The sequence below is a fragment of the Bacillus cereus group sp. BceL291 genome, assembly GCF_051776705.1.
GTDB classification, from domain to species: Bacteria; Bacillota; Bacilli; order Bacillales; family Bacillaceae_G; genus Bacillus_A; species Bacillus_A cereus.
This window is the reverse complement of the sequence record NZ_JBPWAP010000013.1, coordinates 53,103-69,103: the sequence shown is the minus strand read 5'-3', so window position 1 is coordinate 69,103 and position 16,001 is coordinate 53,103. Positions and strand designations below refer to the sequence as shown.

Here is a 16,001-nt window from a genome sequence, read left to right as displayed (position 1 = left end):
TCATTTATTCTTATTTAGAACAATGCTAACGATGAAACCAAGACACATGCCTACAATAGCTGGAACAATCCACCCAACACCTTCTGTATAAAACGGAATGTATTTTAATGCTGACGTCCACTGATTCATCATTACATTTTTATTTAAAATATCAATTGCACTAAATATCGCTACAACCAAAACAGTTACTGCATATACGTATGCATACTTTCCAATATACTGATGGAATAACCCTAGAATAATAAGCGTTAACGCAATTGGATAAATGAATCCAAGAATTGGTACTGATACTTTTAAAATTTGCGTTAACCCTAAATTAGCTAAAATCATACTAACAACGCTTACTATAAATGCCCACAATTTATAAGATACTTTCGGAAATGCACTCGCAAAAAATTGACTACAAGACGTAACAAGTCCAATTGAAACACATAAACACGCGATAGTAAAAATAAGACCTAATAAAACGACTCCGCCCTGTCCAAATAATGTAATCATAACTTGTGCTAACACTTTCGCACCGTTATCGAATGTTCCTAATGAGCCACTAATTGCCCCCACATATCCAAGGATGACATAAATAATCGATAATAATAATCCTGCCCCAATGCCAGCAATACTCATATATTTCGCTAAACCTTTATCATCTTCAATACCCTTTGCACGTAATGCATTTGCAATAACAATTCCAAAGATTAAAGCAGCTAACGCATCCATTGTTAAATATCCATCTAAAAACCCTTGAAACATAGGAGCTTGTCCATAGTTCCCTATTGGTTCTTTCATATCTCCTACCGTTGTAAACATACTCTTTATAAAAATGAGTGCAATCATACATAATAATAACGGCGTCAAGACTTTTCCAAACAACCCCATTAATTTAGATGGAGATAAACTTAACCAGTAAACAATACTAAAGAAAATAACTGTGTAAAACAATAATAATCCGTTTCCTGCTTCAGGGAATAACTGACCTGGCCCCATTTCAAAAGCTAAACTTCCCGCACGTGGTATACCAAGCCCAGGTCCAATAAATACATACACGATACATGGAAAAATAATTGCAAATGAAGAATGAACCCTACCCGCTAACATTTGAAAACTTCCTGCTTTTGCAATAGAGATAACACCTAATATAGGAAGACCTGTTGCTGATATAATAAACCCTACTAATGAAATCCAAACATGTTCTCCTGCTTCATACCCAAGGAAAGGTGGAAATATAAGATTCCCTGCTCCAAAGAACATAGAGAATAACATAAGGCTAATAAGTAAAATTTCTTTTTTCTCTAACAATTTCATTTCTTTCTCCTTCTTTAATTTCATCTTTTATGAAATCAATTTCACATATAAAAAGTACAATAACCCGCTTCCTTACAAAGAAAACATAGTCCATAGTCTATCACAAAAGAAACACCCATTCTATAGCTATTCCTCTTTTCCAATTTCTTCTGAAAAATCAACCTTTATTGACTTATAATAGTTAATAAGGTAAAATATTAAATGTACAAAATTATTAACTTTGTTTTTGTTTGTGTCAGGAGGAAAATAACATGGAATCAGCGATACAACTAGAAAGAGAACAACAAAGAAAAAAGAAACATCCTCCAGGTTTATACTTACTCTTCTTTACAGAAATGTGGGAAAGATTTAGTTACTATGGATTACGAGGATTATTAACATTATATTTAACGACAGCTTTAGTAAGCGGTGGTCTTGGGTTTAGTCCCGCATGGGCACTCTCTATTTACGGATTTTATACTGGAGCCTGTTATTTCACACCAATGATTGGTGGATACTTAACAGACCGTTTTCTAGGTAGACGAAAAGCAATCACAATTGGTGGTATAACAATGGCAATCGGTAACCTTACACTATTTGCCTTGCAAAACCAATTAGGCCTATACCTCGGATTAGCGCTTATTATTATAGGTAACGGATTCTTCAAACCGAACATCTCTACACTGGTTGGAGAATTATACGAAGAGAACGATCCAAAACGTGATAGTGCATTTACCATTTTCTATATGGGTATTAACGTCGGATCATTTTTAGCTCCACTCGTTTGCGGATTTTTATCAGAAAATTTATTCAAAACAACAGTTGATGGCGTTGTACATTACGGATTCCGTTACGGTTTCTTAGCCGCTTCAATCGGAATGATTATTGGACAAATTTTATTTACAACACTATCAAATCGCTTCCTTGGTAATATCGGTAAAAAACCAACTCGCGATTTACAAACAGCTGCTGGACAACCATCAGTAGGAGATACACCGTTAACAAAAAAAGAAAAACAACGTACCGCAGTTATCGTCATTTTAACATGCTTCGTTGTCTTCTTCTGGGCTGGCTTTGAACAAGCTGGTAGCTCATTAACATTATATACAAACAAATTTGTAGACCGTTCTGTGTTCGGATGGGAAGTTCCAACATCTTGGTTCCAATCGGTCAATCCATTATTTATTATTTTACTTGCTCCAGTCATTTCTGCATTATGGGCAAAACTTGCAACTCGCAAGCAAGGTGATTTAAAAATCCCAACTAAAATGGGACTTGGTATGATCTTACTCGGTATCGGTTATATCATTCTCGTTATCGCTACATTAAAAACAGGTAGTGATGAACATAACATTACAGAAAAAGCAAACTTACTGTTTATCGTCTTTACGTATCTTTTCCATACGTTAGGTGAGCTATTCTTATCACCTGTCGGACTATCAATGGTTAGTGCGCTTGCTCCGGTAAAATTAGCATCTTTATTAATGGGTGTATGGCTAGCAAGTTCAGGTATCGCCAACATTTTAGGCGGACAACTTGCAAGCTTCACAACTTCACTTGGATACGCTGAAGTATTCACAGTTATTGGCGCTGTAGCAATTGTATTAGGCTGTGTTTTATTATTAATTTCTAAGAAATTAGTGAAATGGATGGATTAAAAAAGATGAGGAATTTCTCCTCATCTTTTTTATGCTGTTTTACCTTTTTCTATTGCTTGTTCGTACAGCTCTTTATGTTCTTTATATTCACTTGGTACGAAACTCTTATAGAAGAATGAGAACCAGCTGTCTCCTTTTTTATACCCTTCTTCTCGAATTTCCGCTGCTTTTTTATTCGATTTAAATCCTTCAGTAAACCATTTCTTTAACAATTCATTTCGTTCATACTTAGCAGGAACTTTTAAATCATAGTTTTCAAATGCATACTTATAGCCAGCCTTTTCTACCGCCTTTTTTGTAGACTTATAGCCTTTTTCATACGCTGTTTCATATGCCTTCACGTATACTTCTTTCTCTCTATTTCCAGGATTCTTTTCAGCTAGTTCTTTCCCTGTCTTTTCCCCTAATTTAGCTTGCTCTTTTTCAATTTTTTCTGTTCTTTCTTTATTCCCTACTTTGAATCCGTCTGCAAAGTTTACCTTAAACTCTGGAGCAACTTGACTATCGTCCATTGTCTCTTGTGCTAAACCTTGTTCTTTTCCTTTTTCAAAATGCGTTTTCTTCTGCTCTTCTAAAGACCATGCGGCTACATAAGTCGCTTTAAACGCTTGTTTATATGCATCAGATTTTCCAGCTACATGCACTTCTGCATCATTTTTTCCTGCTTTAAAATCAGTTTCTCCATTCTTTTGACCTTCAAGTTGACCTTTTTCCATATCAGCTTGGCGCTGCGCTTCCTCTTGCTTACGTGCCTCTTCAGCTTTTCTTTGTTCCTCGGCTACACGTTGTCTCTCTTCTTCAGCTTTACGCTGTGCTTCTGCAGCACGTTGTTTTTCAGCCTCAGTATTGCGCTGTGCTTCTGCTTGTCTCTCAGCTTCTACAACACTATTATTATTCTGACTAGGAGCTGGGCTCGCTGCGCCACTACTAGAAGCTGGTTTATTGTGATAATGATATTCCCCGTACTGTAATCCCCACTTCTCACAATTTGTACGACACGTATGTCCGCCATTAGCATCTGTACGCCCTGGATGCGCATAAGCTGAAATTGGAGCTACCAATAACGCTATACTCGTTGTTAAAAGAAGTTTCTTCACCTGTTGTCTCACTCTTGTTCCTCCCAAAATATAGAATTCTAAATTTATTATACATAAATAGAAGAATAATTAAATACAAACCGAAATATTCTATTATTTCTCAACATTAGTAAAAAAGAAGGGGAACTCTTTAAAGAGTTCCCCTTCTTTTTTACTTCTTCGCCTTCGTTCCTACTAAATCACCAGCAACAACATAACGCTTAGAATTGTCCTTTACAGATACACATGTAATAAGCGTTATCTCATCTTTCCCATGATCCTCTACAACTTCCCACTTATCAAGAGTCACTTCAGATACACCAGTAACCGCATACTCATATTCATTTTCATTGTCATACAAATAAATTTTATCGCCTTTTTTCAAAGAAGCTATATCACTAAATAAAACACCTTTTTTAGACATATTATGTCCTGCTAATGCGTAATTTCGTTTTCCCATAACTTGATTCTCTTTTACTGTCGCTGCACCTGATAATAAGTTTTTTTCAGTAGAAGCTTTTAAAACAGGCAGTTCTACTGAAACACTTGGAATCGAAATACGACCAATTACTTGTTTCTTATCTAATGATGCATTCGCTACTTCCGCCAAGTCTGGTTGATTAATTTTGGAAGCATCTACAAATTCCGTCTCATGCTTTTCATAATCCATCTTTTGAACAGCCTGCACATTTTCAGTCTGTTTCTTTTCAGCCTGATATCCATCATAAAATGGCTTTCCAATTAACACGCCACCTACAACAAATAGCAGAATTGCTACTATACTATAAATTCTTTGCTTATTCATACACAGTTCCTTTCCCTTACAAAATCTTACTCTATATAAAATGATAAAATAATATCGCTATATGTACAAGTATTAGCTTAAAAAGAAACCTTCTTGCCGGTGCAAGAAGGTTTCTTTTTAAGCTAATTTATTTCTGTATAGTGATACGTGAAATACTGTCATTTGAATAAAGAAAATAGAAAATAGAATATATAATGGGTATCCAGGAAGATATTCATTAATAATAGGCGAAAAAGTTAAAAATCCAACTGCACAAGGTAACACAAACCATAACGATACAAATGTTGTTCTACAAGCTTTATCCGTAATCGCTTTTTCACGTTCATCTTCTAGTGGAAATAATAATGGATACATCCAAAAAGATAAATTCTTATATTTTTTCTTTTGAATTCTATAAAAAATTGTAACTATAATTGCTCCAATAAATAATAAAATGAATGGTACTCCATTAAACCATACTTCAAATGGGAATTTCTCGTTTTTAATTATATGTGCTAACTCTGTAATAACACTATAAAATTCAACAAATGTCCAGCATGCTAAAGCAGTATAAAGCACGTTTATGATATAAGAAAAAACAATTCTATTCATCCTCTTCCCCCTCCTTATTTAAAACAAACACGTCTTCCATCTTTAACTGGAACACATCACAAATCGTAAGTGCTAATAACAATGAAGGAACGTAATCCCCTTTTTCAATTGCAGCAATTGTTTGTCTCGTTACTCCAACCTTTTCTGCTAATACACTTTGCGTAAAATTAAAACGAGCTCTTAATTCTTTTACTCTGTTTAAAATGGCCAAATTTACCACCTCTCACCATTATTGTATGCTATCCTTAACAAAATGTAAACTCAACTTAACATTATTATTATAAAAAAATCCAACTCTACGTATTGTAAAGTTGGATTACGTGTTAGTTTAAAATTGTAACTTTAACGATTTTTCTTCCCCATTGACTAGAAGACCCTTTATCAGGCATTAACACATCAATTCTGTTACCTTTAATCGCTCCACCAGTATCTGCTGCAATTGCGACTCCATACCCTTCAACATTTACAGTCTTACCTAATGGAATAACATTTGGATCTACAGCAATTAATTTCATTCCTGGGTTTGCAGTTAAGTTATAGTGTCCCCATGCAGAAAATACTTGTTGACCTGGTGCATAACCATTTTCCCCTGGATCAGCTGTATAAGCTGTAGCTTCTACATAAATTTCTTTCCCACCAGCAGTTGGCTTAGAAATTGGTTCAGGTTTTGCAGGTTCTACCTTCGAATTATTATTAGCAACTGGTTCAGCTGGTTTACTAGCTTTTTCCTGCTTTTGCTTTTCAGCAATTTCTGCTTGTGCTTTCGCTAAAGCTTCTTGCTCTGCTTTTGCAGCTGCTTCTGCTTTTGCACGCTCTTCCGCTGCGATTCTTGCTGCTTCTTGCTCACGAGCAATCGTTTCTTGTACTGTCTTCATATTTGATTCAATTTTAGCTTTTTCTTCCGCTGCTAAATTAAGTTGACTTGCAACTTCATTATATTTAGCTTGAACTGTTTGTAAGTTATCTTGACGCTTTTTCAAGTTATCTTGCAGTTCAGCTTGCGCTTTTGCTAATTTTTGTTTGTCTACTACTAAAGATGCTTCTTTTTCGTCAATTGTTTTCTTATCTTCTTCAATTTGACGAAGATCTTGTTCTTGTAGACGTAAAATTTCTTTATCAGCTTCTAGAATAGTAGAAACTGCGTTCATACGTTGTAAGAAGTCTGCAAAGTTTTTTGATTCTACTACAACTTCTACTACTAAACTTGTATTTGAACTGTTTTGAACAGAAACCATACGTTTTCTCATAATATCTTTACGAGCAAGGACTTTATCCTCCAAAACGACAATTTCTTGCTTTTTTTGCTCAATCTGCTTATGTGTTTCATCGATTTTACGTTGAATAGCAGCTTGATCCTCTTTATTTTTTGCAATTGTATTATTTAAATTATGTAGTTCGTTTTCGATACCTTTAATTTCTTTACTAACAGCTTGCTTCTCTTGCTCTTTCTTTTGCATTTCTGCATCGTTTTGTTGCAATTGCTGTTGCATGTTGTTAAGTTTCTCGTCGTTTGACTCTGCTTTAACAGCGACTGTACTAGAAAGACCGATAATTCCTGCTAATACTAGACAGCTGATTCGCTTAAAATAGTTCATAATCCGACTCCCTTCTTATACAGTTATACATGATTTATTTTACAGTTTGTTTACAAAACGATTAAATACAGTTTATTTTTCGTGACGAAAAAAAGAGAATTATGAATAAAATGTAATAGATTCTTAAATATTTAACAATTCCTATATTTAAAAAATACAAAAGATGCTAAAATCCAAATATAGAGAAAATATAACTTTCGAAGGCGGTTGAAATAAATACATGTTTACTCAAAAAAAATCACTCCAACATACAATTGCTCAATTAGAAGAGCGTATACAAGAATTAGAAGCAGAATTAAAACAAAAAGATATTGAAAAGCAAGAGACTATTTCTACTATCCACGATCGTGTACAAAGCGTTGTACAAGAGCATCAACTTGTAAATAACCAACACAATACACTTCAAAATTTAGTTCAACAGTTAAGTTCATGTTTCGAAAATGTTTCAACACGTACGACACATTCCAATGAGTTAAATAATGAAATGTTACAAAAGGAACAAAGCTTAATTCAGTCTATTGCAGAAATTATTGACTGCTCTAATGAAGGAAAAGAATCCGTTCACCGCTTACTTATTGTAATTAATAAATTAGGTGAACAATCTCAACGCACGTCTAATAGTATGAATCATCTAAGCGAACGCTCAAAGGAAATCGAGCAAATTGTAGAAGTCATTCAAAACATTGCAGCACAAACAAATTTACTTGCATTAAATGCGAGTATTGAAGCCGCGCGTGCTGGAGAGCACGGTAAAGGATTCGCTGTCGTTGCCAATGAAGTAAGAAAACTAGCGGAAAGTACAGCAGAAAGTACAAAAAACATCGGCAACTTAACGAAAAAAATTCAAGAAGAAATTGAAAAAGCATATGATAACACAAAAGATAATTTACATTTAGTCGATGAAGGTGTAGAAATGAGCGCCGATACAAATGCTAGAATTGAAAATATTTTAGTTATGATTCAAACGTTACAAAATGGTGCTACAAATGTTATTAAGGCTATCGAAAACCAAAAGTCTTGTAATGATGACATATTACGAGAATTTGCTAACACACAACAAATGTTCCAAAAATTAAATACTACTATTATGAATCATATTCATGATGCTGAAAAAGTCGATGTTCAATTATCTAAAAGTCTTCAAGGAACAGTGACTTCTTAATTAAAATTAAGAATCCCTTATACTGCTATAAGGGATTTTTATTTTATTTTGAATATTTATTTCTTTTCAATATTCATCCATATCTTTGTTATAATGGAAAAGTTGTTTCTTTCAACTAATAAACAAGGAGGTTATTATGGAACAATTTTACTACGTTTTAAAATATTTAATTCTCGGTCTGTTCCAAGGACTAACAGAACCAATTCCGATTTCTTCAAGTGGTCATCTCGTTTTAGCACAACATTTGCTAGGACTAAAAATAGAAGGGTTTAGCTTCGAACTACTTGTTAATTCAGCTTCATTATTAGCTGTATTACTTATTTATAGAAATGATTTAATTCGTCTAACAAAGAATGGTCTCTCTTATATATTTACAAGAGCAGAAGACGCAAAATCAGATTTCTTCTTTATTATTTATCTTGTTATTGCAACCATTCCAGCAGGTGTTATTGGTGTTTTATTTAAAGATTACATCGATCAGTACTTAAAAGGTGTGAAGATGGTTGGGGTTTCCCTTCTTATTACTGCTGTCGGCCTTTGGATTATTAGAAATTTACGCGGTCGTAAAAATGATGGCGACCTTTCTATGAAAGATGCAATCATCGTCGGATTAGCACAAGCTTGCGCACTGATTCCCGGAATAAGCCGATCTGGTGCCACAATCGTAGCAGCAATGTTACTTGGTATGAAGCAAGAAACAGCTCTTCGCTTCTCATTCTTACTATACATTCCTGTTAGCTTAGGTGGCTTATTGTTAAGCATTACAGACATTGCAAATGACCCAAATCTAGACACATTATTCGTACCATATGTCGTTGCATTCATCGCAACATTTATCATGACGTATATTTCACTAAAATGGTTTATGAACATTATGGCAAAAGGAAATTTAAAATATTTCTCTTTCTATTGTATTATCGTAGGTGTACTTACTCTTATTTTCTTATAAAGTAAAACTTACAAATTAAAAGCGAGTCATCTAGTGTAATAGAATGACTCGCTTTTTTATACCTTTATTAAGTTAAAACCTATTATTTACTTATAATTTTCAGAATAGTATAATATTTATCAAGTTCACTATTACAGTAATTCTATCTTTCCTACTATTATCGTAAAAGAGGTGTTTATATGTTTATAGTTACTAAACTCATTCACATTAAGTACGAATATGAAAATGAGCTACTTTATGGGCTTAAACAATATTATCCTTCCCCCGGAACGAACGGTTGTATTAACATAGAGTTTTCACCTGTTCATCGTACAAATGATAAGGCAGAGTATATGATTCGTATGTTATGGAAAACACAACAAGATTACCATACATGGCTTTCTCAAAAAGAAGGCAATGAAACTTTGAAGCACAAAATACAAGGCTATATCCTTTCTTCCAAATCAAATGCTACCTATGTGCATTAATCCTTCTCTTTTTATTCCTTACGAGGGCCAAAATGATAAAGTTAAATTAATCAGCCCTCATCAATTGGGCTGTTCACAAATAACGAGATAAGGACCCTCTTACTTTTCATACTGTAAGAGGGCTTCTCTTATGCATACACTTTCTTCTCTTGACAATACAAACGAATAACATGTTTATTTTGTTGAAATACATCATGCGTCAGCCGAATAATAATAAAGTTTCGTTTTGTTTGATCATCATGAACAAAAATCTGTTCTCCCTCCTGAAAACGCCATGCACTTTCAAAAGTCGTAATATGATCCCCACTTACAGAAAAAAGTTCATATCGCATCTCTTGTACCCTCTCTCAACTTATATAATCACAATATCCTTATATTAAATTTATTATAACTTAATCCCTATCAAATTAGTAATTTTTTCTATTTCGAAAGGTTTTAACTTTGTATTTAAATATTTTTAGCGCTATAATGATAAACGAATTTTTATTGAAAGGAGTTTTACTTTGACTGCATATTTATTTCCAGTGAAAACAGCATTTATTTTATTTCCTTTTTTAGCAATGTTTCTTTTAATCCCTTTTTTAATATTTAATTATCGAAAATACGGTTATTTAAATAAATGGCGCTCATTTATTTTATACTCATTATTACTTTACTTATTAAATGCCTATTTTCTTGTTATTTTGCCGTTGCCACAAACGTTTGATACTTGTAGCCTACAACCGGCTAATACACAACACATGCAACTCGCACCATTTTATTTCATACAAGAGATTAGTAGTCATACATCGGCAGTTTTAACGAAACCAGCTACTTATTTCTACTTATTAAAAGAGTCTGCGTTTTTACAAGTTGCCTTTAACGTTCTATTAACTGTTCCATTCGGTATTTACTTACGTTATTATTTCCGACGTAGTTTCTTACAAACAATTTGCATTTCCTTTTTCCTTTCACTATTTTTCGAGCTAACACAAGTGACTGGATTATACGGTATATACAATTGTGCATACCGATTATTTGATATCGATGATTTGTTTTTAAATACATTAGGTGGCGTAATTGGTTTTATCATTGCACCAATATTTACGTACTTCCTTCCGAAGACAAACGAGTTAGATAGTCATATTGATTTGGAAACGAAACCAGTCGGATTCATTCGTCGCCTTATCGCGATGCAAATTGATTGGATTTTCTTATCTATCGTCGTACCCGTCGTTAAAAACAAAGGAAATTCTTTCTTCGTTTCTAATATGCAATCTTACACCAATATGTATGAACTCATTTTCATTACGTGTTCAATCCTTATTTACTTTATTATTATTCCATACTTTACTAACGGAAAAACAATTGGGAAAGCATTGCTTCGCATTCACGTGAAAGGAAAATCAAATCGTATTACATTAAAAGAACTATTTATTCGTTACGGTATATTTTATTTTGCATTAGGTGGAATCAATTATATTCTTTCTAGTAGCTCTATTTTAAATCACACAGAGCCTTTAGTATTACTCGTTACATTATTATTCCTATTCATCATTAACGGCCTATTTATTATTCATGTTTTACTGCATGTATTTAGCCGTGATAAACTACTATTTTATGAACATATTAGTCATACAAGAAATGCAATTACACTAAAAAAAGGTGACAAATAATTATTTGTCACCTTTTTCATATACATAATGTGAAACTTTAATTAGCCCTCACCTAACTTCTTTGCTTCCACTGAATTTTGAGGTAGGGGTCTTACTGCCTGACAAATAGCGGGATAAATAACTTCTCCGCATAAGGATTAAAAAACATTCCAAGTTCATCTAGAGATTTCCTCACCTGTAAAAACGAATGAAACTCTGGATATATATATTGTAATTGTTCATACGATAATGTATGCATTTTCCCCCAATGTGGACGCCCTTCATACTTCAGAAAAATCTTTTCCACTTCGCCAAAGTAAGCAGCATATTTCATACCTTTATACATATGAACAGCGATATATGCTGAATCTCTTCCATAGGCCGGACTAAGCCATATATCATCCCCTTTCACATAGCGGCATTCGATTGGGAAGTGCACCTTATACTTTTTCTTTTCAATAAGATTTGAGATTTCTTCTACAACCGTCCTCATATACTTTGAAGGAATGCTATACTCCATTTCATAAAATGGCACCGTACGTGATGTAGCAAATACTTCATAGCTCGGGCCAATTATTTTTGTGTTTGGTACAGCTTTAGCTGATAACCGACTCACGCCTTTACTTATAGAAGGAAACCATTTACATCCTTTAGATAGTAAAGAGAACATCCTATTTTCAAGTAACTCCACCTTTAGTTTATGCCATTTCAAATCACTGCCTTTATTCGTTGTTTCGTTCGTAAGTTTCACTTGTACTTCATCAGAATAAGGAAAAACGAAAAATTCAAAATGACGATGCTTCTTATATTCTTCTAGTTTGTTCATTACAGTGGATAATGACTGTTTTTCACTTTCATAAACGAGTGAATACGCTGGAATAACCTTCAATTTTATCTTTACAATGATACCTAACATTCCAAGTGACAACTGAAACGCTCTCCAATATTCTACGTTCTCAGCTTCCGAACAAACTATACTCTCACCATTAGATAGAACTGCCGTAATCTCTATAACTTGTGTTGATAAACTCCCAAAGGTAATACCCGTTCCATGAGTCCCCGTACTAATCGCTCCTGCAATAGATTGCGAATCAATATCCCCTAAATTTTCTTGCGCATAACCTTTTTCCTCAAGTAACTTCCCTAAATCATATAACTTTGTTCCTGCCCATACTTCAGCAACCATCTTCTCTGCATCAATATTCACAATACCCTTCAATTCATCTAAAGAAACTAAAACTTCTTCCGTTTGCACAAGGGGGGTAAACGAGTGTCCTGAACCGACAACACGAATTTTCTTTCCCTTTTTTCGCGCAAGCCCCACAACTTCTACTACATCTTGTATACTTTCTGGATACATCGTATAATGCGGCGTTCCTTCTACATTCCCTGTCCAATTTCTCCACTTTTGTCCCTTTATAGAAAGCATTGGCCATCCCCCCGATATGTTGAATACTCCCCGACAATCTCTCCTTTTTTAACACGATACAAAAAAGGAAAGCGTTCACATAATTCACCAGCCTTACTATGACGAAACAAAATGGTCTCTCCTATATCCACTCGTTCCTCGCCGTTATAAAAAATTGGCGTTTGTACCTCGCCAGCACCTTCTAAAGCTAATAATTTTGCACCCTTCGGTCTCCAAACTTCAGGCTCTTTATCTTTTCCAACTGCTCCTGAAGCAATATATCCACCACCTAGGCAAGTGTAAATAAACGGGACTGGTTTACGCACAACTGGTAAGGCAAATCCGACCGCTGGATGAAATTTCACCTCTTTATAATAATCAAACAGCTTCGGAGAATAAAAAGCAGAACCTATTGTAATCTCTGAAACTGAATTATCTTTCTCGGTTGTTTTTATGCTTCCTGTTCCGCCTCCATTTACAAACCTTAGCTCAATACCAATGTTTTGTATTGCTTTTACAATATGTTCTCTTCTTTCTTTAACTTCTAGCACTGATTTCTGCTTTAAATACGAAATCACTTTACTTTTCAACCATTGATTCGGTATATAATCGCCCACCCCGGCAATTTGAGCTTCATAACCCATCACACCATCTAACATTAAATATGATGACCTTCTCACCTTTTCTACTACTTTCAACGCATCCTGCACATTTTTTACTGGGGACCTTTGTACACCAAAATGAAATTGAAAGAAACGACTACTCATATCAATATCCAAACAAACACGAAAACATCCTTTGGATTTCTCAGCAATGTTTTCTAAATACACAATATGCTCTTCACAATCCACCATACAAGTTATAATGAAACCTTTCTTTGTTAACAAACTAATTTCATACAGAGCTCTTTCATCGTAAGCAGGATATCCAAGCAATAAATCATTAAATCCTTGTTCTATTAAAAATAAAATCTCTCTAGGTGAAAAGCACATAATACCTTGAAATCGATCATTTGCAGCTAGTATCTTTTGCATAATCGGAACAGAGCGTAACGATTTACTCGCTATACGAATCTTTTTATTTCCACTTAACTCTATAATCGATTGAATATTTCTATCTAAAGCTACTTCATCCAAAAATGCACACGGTAATGGAACTTCTTTAAAAATTCCTCGATCCACATTTTTCTCTCCTCTTCTCAATATGTCTTATACATATTGGAAAGAAAGTGTGATTTTCCTGTTTGCAAATAAAAAAAGTTTCTTCTTTACGAAGAAACTTTTTGAAACTACTTCATAGAAATAGTCGCCTCTACTGGATAATGATCAGAGTAATCATTATACGTATATTTTTGGAACCATGATGTAACAGTCCATTGTGGAGATTGCGGCTGTAACACCTTATTCTCTATATACGATGGGTTCGCATGGTCTTTACTTGCAATAATATAATCTAAATACTCAGCAGGACTATCAGGGAAATTATATTTTGCAATACTGTTTGTCGTTGCGTCCCAAGTCGCTGTATGTCCAGTATAAGATGGTACAGAAGCGTTCAATGTTTTAAACATAGATGCATACTCTGAGTCATTCTTGTTCTCTGCATTTATTTTATTTACGTTCATATCACCACCAATTAACACATACTCATTATTTGGTATATTTTTATTTTTAATAAAGTCTTGAATTTCTTTTAATTGGTCTGTACGTACAGATGCAGGTGAAGTTTTTCCGCACATACTATCTTCCGCTTGCAAATGCGTACCAATTACATGAACAAAGCGATCATTTTTCTTAATTTTCGTGTATACAAATCCTTTATTCGATAAATTATCTGGCCCGCATCCTTTTGCAAATACATATTGAATCTTTTCAGCGATTGGCCATTTGCTCACAATCGCAACGCCACCATCTTCAGGAGTTGAAGATGAATAGTTTCCTAACGTTTTATCCCATTCACTTCCACTACTACGACCTAATACTGCTGTTTGATTTGGATATTCTTTCTTCAAATTCCCTAATAAACGATCTGATGCGCTATTATCAAACACTTCATTTAATATAACTACGTCTTGATTCTTTATATAATCTGCCGCCCCGATTAAATCAGCACGCTCAGTTTGTCCCCAGTTCGGATATAAGTTTGTTGATAGCATATATACATTATGCGTCATCACTTTTAATGTATCGTTTTGATTTGTAGACGCTTCTGCTTGAGCTGACGTTCCGCTATATAAAGCTCCTAAACCAACACCTAAGCTAAGTACACCTTTTAGCAATTTACCTTTCACGTTTCATACCTCCATGTATTGTATAGTGATAAAAAGGCCAAATACTCTATTCTGAGATTTGACCTTTTTTAAATACTTAACGATTTCCGTACGTATCAAACCAAAGCTGAATATATCCAGCAGTAACACGTTGTGCATCCATTAAACGCTTACCTGTCATTGGTGTAACTTCAGCGCGCCATTTATCTGCATATTCTTGTGATACAGCAGCTCTCACGAACCAATCTTTCGTATTATCATTTACAATGCCAGCGTAATCTTGTTTCGCAACTACTGCCGCTCCATGAATCCAATCTTCTGGATTCGTACCTTTCCAGTTCCAATATCCATTTCCATCCGTTACTTTATAGTTATCTTTTATCGTATCTACAAAGTTTTCATATTTAGAATGGAACCCTTGTGGATACGAAAGGTTCGTAAAGTTTGCTGCATGCATCGGTTGGTTTACATCCCCTAGATAATGAAGAGATAATCCTAAATAGAAGAATGCTTGTTTCATATCTTTATTTTTGTAAGACTCACCAGCTAATTTAAAATACTTAGCTCCAGTTTCCTTTGCCTGCTTTGCATACGGAATATAAGTTTTCCCATTGTCAGGGTCATAGAAATGTGAAGCGAATGTGCTATTATCATAATAAGGATTTTCATAGTCAGCAGCATAAATACCGTTCTCTAACTCCGTACGCCATTCATTTAATAGTGCAACTCGATCTTGTTTTACAAGTGTTGTATTACGAGACATAATATCAATTGCACGGTTTACAATCCATAAATGAGAATTCACGCCTTCTTTATGTTTATCTTCAGCAGACCAGCGCGGAATAACTCCAAATCTCTGTCCCCCATCATTTTCATGAGCAAATGCAACACTTTGTAATGGAGCAACTAATGTAATAGCTGCCGCTAAAGCAAGTACTTTCTTTTTCATATAAAATCCTCCATTTTATAATTGAATTATTGTAAACATTTTGTTAGGATCCTATGATGTCGTCCGGTTAACCTATGACTAGAATATCCCACCTTTCACGAAATTTCTATCAATAAATTAAAATATTCAAATGTTCATATCATTATAACTTTATACA

General features: G+C 34.4%; 15 protein-coding genes and 1 pseudogene. 5 read left to right on the top strand and 11 right to left on the bottom strand.

Annotated elements, in window-relative coordinates; all coding sequences use genetic code 11:
* Positions 1 to 1,302: a branched-chain amino acid transport system II carrier protein BrnQ1 gene (gene brnQ1, locus ACS2CR_RS11440; protein WP_016112161.1), complete on the bottom strand. Its 1,302-nt coding sequence runs from the start codon at positions 1,300 to 1,302 to the stop codon at positions 1 to 3.
* 251 nt (positions 1,303 to 1,553) lie between these two features.
* Here brnQ1 and ACS2CR_RS11435 point away from each other — a divergent pair, with 251 nt between their 5' ends.
* A complete protein-coding gene (locus tag ACS2CR_RS11435) occupies positions 1,554 to 2,939 on the top strand; it encodes a peptide MFS transporter (RefSeq protein ID WP_000443143.1) in 1,386 nt (461 codons plus the stop codon).
* Positions 2,940 to 2,968: 29 nt separating this feature from the next.
* On the opposite strand, the gene ACS2CR_RS11430 is transcribed toward ACS2CR_RS11435, so the two are convergent.
* The 5 genes from ACS2CR_RS11430 to ACS2CR_RS11410 all read right to left on the bottom strand — a co-directional run bounded on the left by ACS2CR_RS11430 (position 2,969) and on the right by ACS2CR_RS11410 (position 7,006).
* Positions 2,969 to 4,048: a YHYH domain-containing protein gene (locus tag ACS2CR_RS11430; RefSeq protein WP_053514425.1), complete on the bottom strand. Its 1,080-nt coding sequence runs from the start codon at positions 4,046 to 4,048 to the stop codon at positions 2,969 to 2,971.
* Between the two features lie 139 nt (positions 4,049 to 4,187).
* On the bottom strand, positions 4,188 to 4,820 hold the full coding sequence (locus tag ACS2CR_RS11425; protein WP_153602642.1) for a class A sortase: 633 nt from the start codon (positions 4,818 to 4,820) through the stop codon (positions 4,188 to 4,190).
* A 117-nt stretch (positions 4,821 to 4,937) separates the two neighbouring features.
* Positions 4,938 to 5,411 carry a hypothetical protein gene (locus ACS2CR_RS11420; RefSeq protein ID WP_001080044.1) on the bottom strand — a complete coding sequence of 158 codons (474 nt, stop codon included), beginning with the start codon at positions 5,409 to 5,411 and terminating at the stop codon, positions 4,938 to 4,940.
* On the bottom strand, positions 5,404 to 5,622 hold the full coding sequence (locus ACS2CR_RS11415; protein ID WP_000996295.1) for a helix-turn-helix transcriptional regulator: 219 nt from the start codon (positions 5,620 to 5,622) through the stop codon (positions 5,404 to 5,406). Before ACS2CR_RS11415 ends, ACS2CR_RS11420 begins: the two co-directional genes overlap by 8 nt.
* 112 nt (positions 5,623 to 5,734) lie before the next feature.
* A complete protein-coding gene (locus ACS2CR_RS11410; RefSeq protein WP_001105786.1) occupies positions 5,735 to 7,006 on the bottom strand; it encodes a 3D domain-containing protein in 1,272 nt (423 codons plus the stop codon).
* A 631-nt stretch (positions 7,007 to 7,637) separates the two neighbouring features.
* Here ACS2CR_RS11410 and ACS2CR_RS11405 point away from each other — a divergent pair.
* From ACS2CR_RS11405 to ACS2CR_RS11395, 3 genes and pseudogenes are all read left to right on the top strand, one after another.
* Positions 7,638 to 8,168, top strand: a pseudogene (locus ACS2CR_RS11405) (methyl-accepting chemotaxis protein); the annotation flags it as partial.
* A gap of 136 nt (positions 8,169 to 8,304) precedes the next feature.
* Positions 8,305 to 9,117, top strand: coding sequence for an undecaprenyl-diphosphate phosphatase (locus tag ACS2CR_RS11400; protein ID WP_000434796.1), 813 nt, complete (start codon positions 8,305 to 8,307; stop codon positions 9,115 to 9,117).
* 179 nt (positions 9,118 to 9,296) lie between these two features.
* Entirely contained in the window at positions 9,297 to 9,584 is a 288-nt protein-coding gene (locus ACS2CR_RS11395) for a hypothetical protein (RefSeq protein WP_000471239.1), read from the top strand.
* A gap of 128 nt (positions 9,585 to 9,712) precedes the next feature.
* On the opposite strand, the gene ACS2CR_RS11390 is transcribed toward ACS2CR_RS11395, so the two are convergent.
* Complete coding sequence (locus ACS2CR_RS11390) at positions 9,713 to 9,916, bottom strand: hypothetical protein (protein WP_001268332.1); 204 nt, start codon at positions 9,914 to 9,916, stop codon at positions 9,713 to 9,715.
* A gap of 171 nt (positions 9,917 to 10,087) precedes the next feature.
* On the opposite strand from ACS2CR_RS11390, the gene ACS2CR_RS11385 reads away from it, so the two are divergent.
* Positions 10,088 to 11,239 (top strand): VanZ family protein, encoded by a 1,152-nt coding sequence (locus ACS2CR_RS11385; RefSeq protein ID WP_000128014.1) that lies wholly within the window; start codon positions 10,088 to 10,090, stop codon positions 11,237 to 11,239.
* A gap of 91 nt (positions 11,240 to 11,330) precedes the next feature.
* Here the strand turns inward: ACS2CR_RS11385 and ACS2CR_RS11380 are convergent, their stop codons facing one another.
* From ACS2CR_RS11380 to cerA, 4 genes are all read right to left on the bottom strand, one after another.
* Positions 11,331 to 12,647, bottom strand: a complete 1,317-nt coding sequence (locus ACS2CR_RS11380) for a D-arabinono-1,4-lactone oxidase (protein ID WP_000948950.1) — start codon at positions 12,645 to 12,647, stop codon at positions 11,331 to 11,333.
* Entirely contained in the window at positions 12,635 to 13,807 is a 1,173-nt protein-coding gene (locus tag ACS2CR_RS11375) for an amino acid deaminase/aldolase (protein WP_016112155.1), read from the bottom strand. The genes ACS2CR_RS11380 and ACS2CR_RS11375 overlap by 13 nt, the downstream gene beginning before the upstream one ends.
* Positions 13,808 to 13,914: 107 nt before the next feature.
* Entirely contained in the window at positions 13,915 to 14,916 is a 1,002-nt protein-coding gene (gene sph, locus ACS2CR_RS11370; RefSeq protein ID WP_000676797.1) for a sphingomyelinase C, read from the bottom strand.
* A 76-nt stretch (positions 14,917 to 14,992) separates the two neighbouring features.
* The gene (cerA, locus tag ACS2CR_RS11365) at positions 14,993 to 15,844 is read right to left on the bottom strand and encodes a phospholipase CerA (protein ID WP_000730997.1); all 852 of its coding nucleotides are present in this window, start codon (positions 15,842 to 15,844) and stop codon (positions 14,993 to 14,995) included.
* Positions 15,845 to 16,001 lie beyond the last annotated feature (157 nt).

Bases quoted from the DNA above. Each gene is read 5' to 3' on its own strand.
- brnQ1 (WP_016112161.1), bottom strand. From the start codon at position 1,302: ATGAAATTGTTAGAGAAAAAAGAAATTTTACTTATTAGCCTTATGTTA.
- ACS2CR_RS11435 (WP_000443143.1), top strand. From the start codon at position 1,554: ATGGAATCAGCGATACAACTAGAAAGAGAACAACAAAGAAAAAAGAAA.
- ACS2CR_RS11425 (WP_153602642.1), bottom strand. From the start codon at position 4,820: ATGAATAAGCAAAGAATTTATAGTATAGTAGCAATTCTGCTATTTGTT.
- ACS2CR_RS11420 (WP_001080044.1), bottom strand. From the start codon at position 5,411: ATGAATAGAATTGTTTTTTCTTATATCATAAACGTGCTTTATACTGCT.
- ACS2CR_RS11410 (WP_001105786.1), bottom strand. From the start codon at position 7,006: ATGAACTATTTTAAGCGAATCAGCTGTCTAGTATTAGCAGGAATTATC.
- ACS2CR_RS11400 (WP_000434796.1), top strand. From the start codon at position 8,305: ATGGAACAATTTTACTACGTTTTAAAATATTTAATTCTCGGTCTGTTC.
- ACS2CR_RS11395 (WP_000471239.1), top strand. From the start codon at position 9,297: ATGTTTATAGTTACTAAACTCATTCACATTAAGTACGAATATGAAAAT.
- ACS2CR_RS11390 (WP_001268332.1), bottom strand. From the start codon at position 9,916: ATGCGATATGAACTTTTTTCTGTAAGTGGGGATCATATTACGACTTTT.
- ACS2CR_RS11380 (WP_000948950.1), bottom strand. From the start codon at position 12,647: ATGCTTTCTATAAAGGGACAAAAGTGGAGAAATTGGACAGGGAATGTA.
- cerA (WP_000730997.1), bottom strand. From the start codon at position 15,844: ATGAAAAAGAAAGTACTTGCTTTAGCGGCAGCTATTACATTAGTTGCT.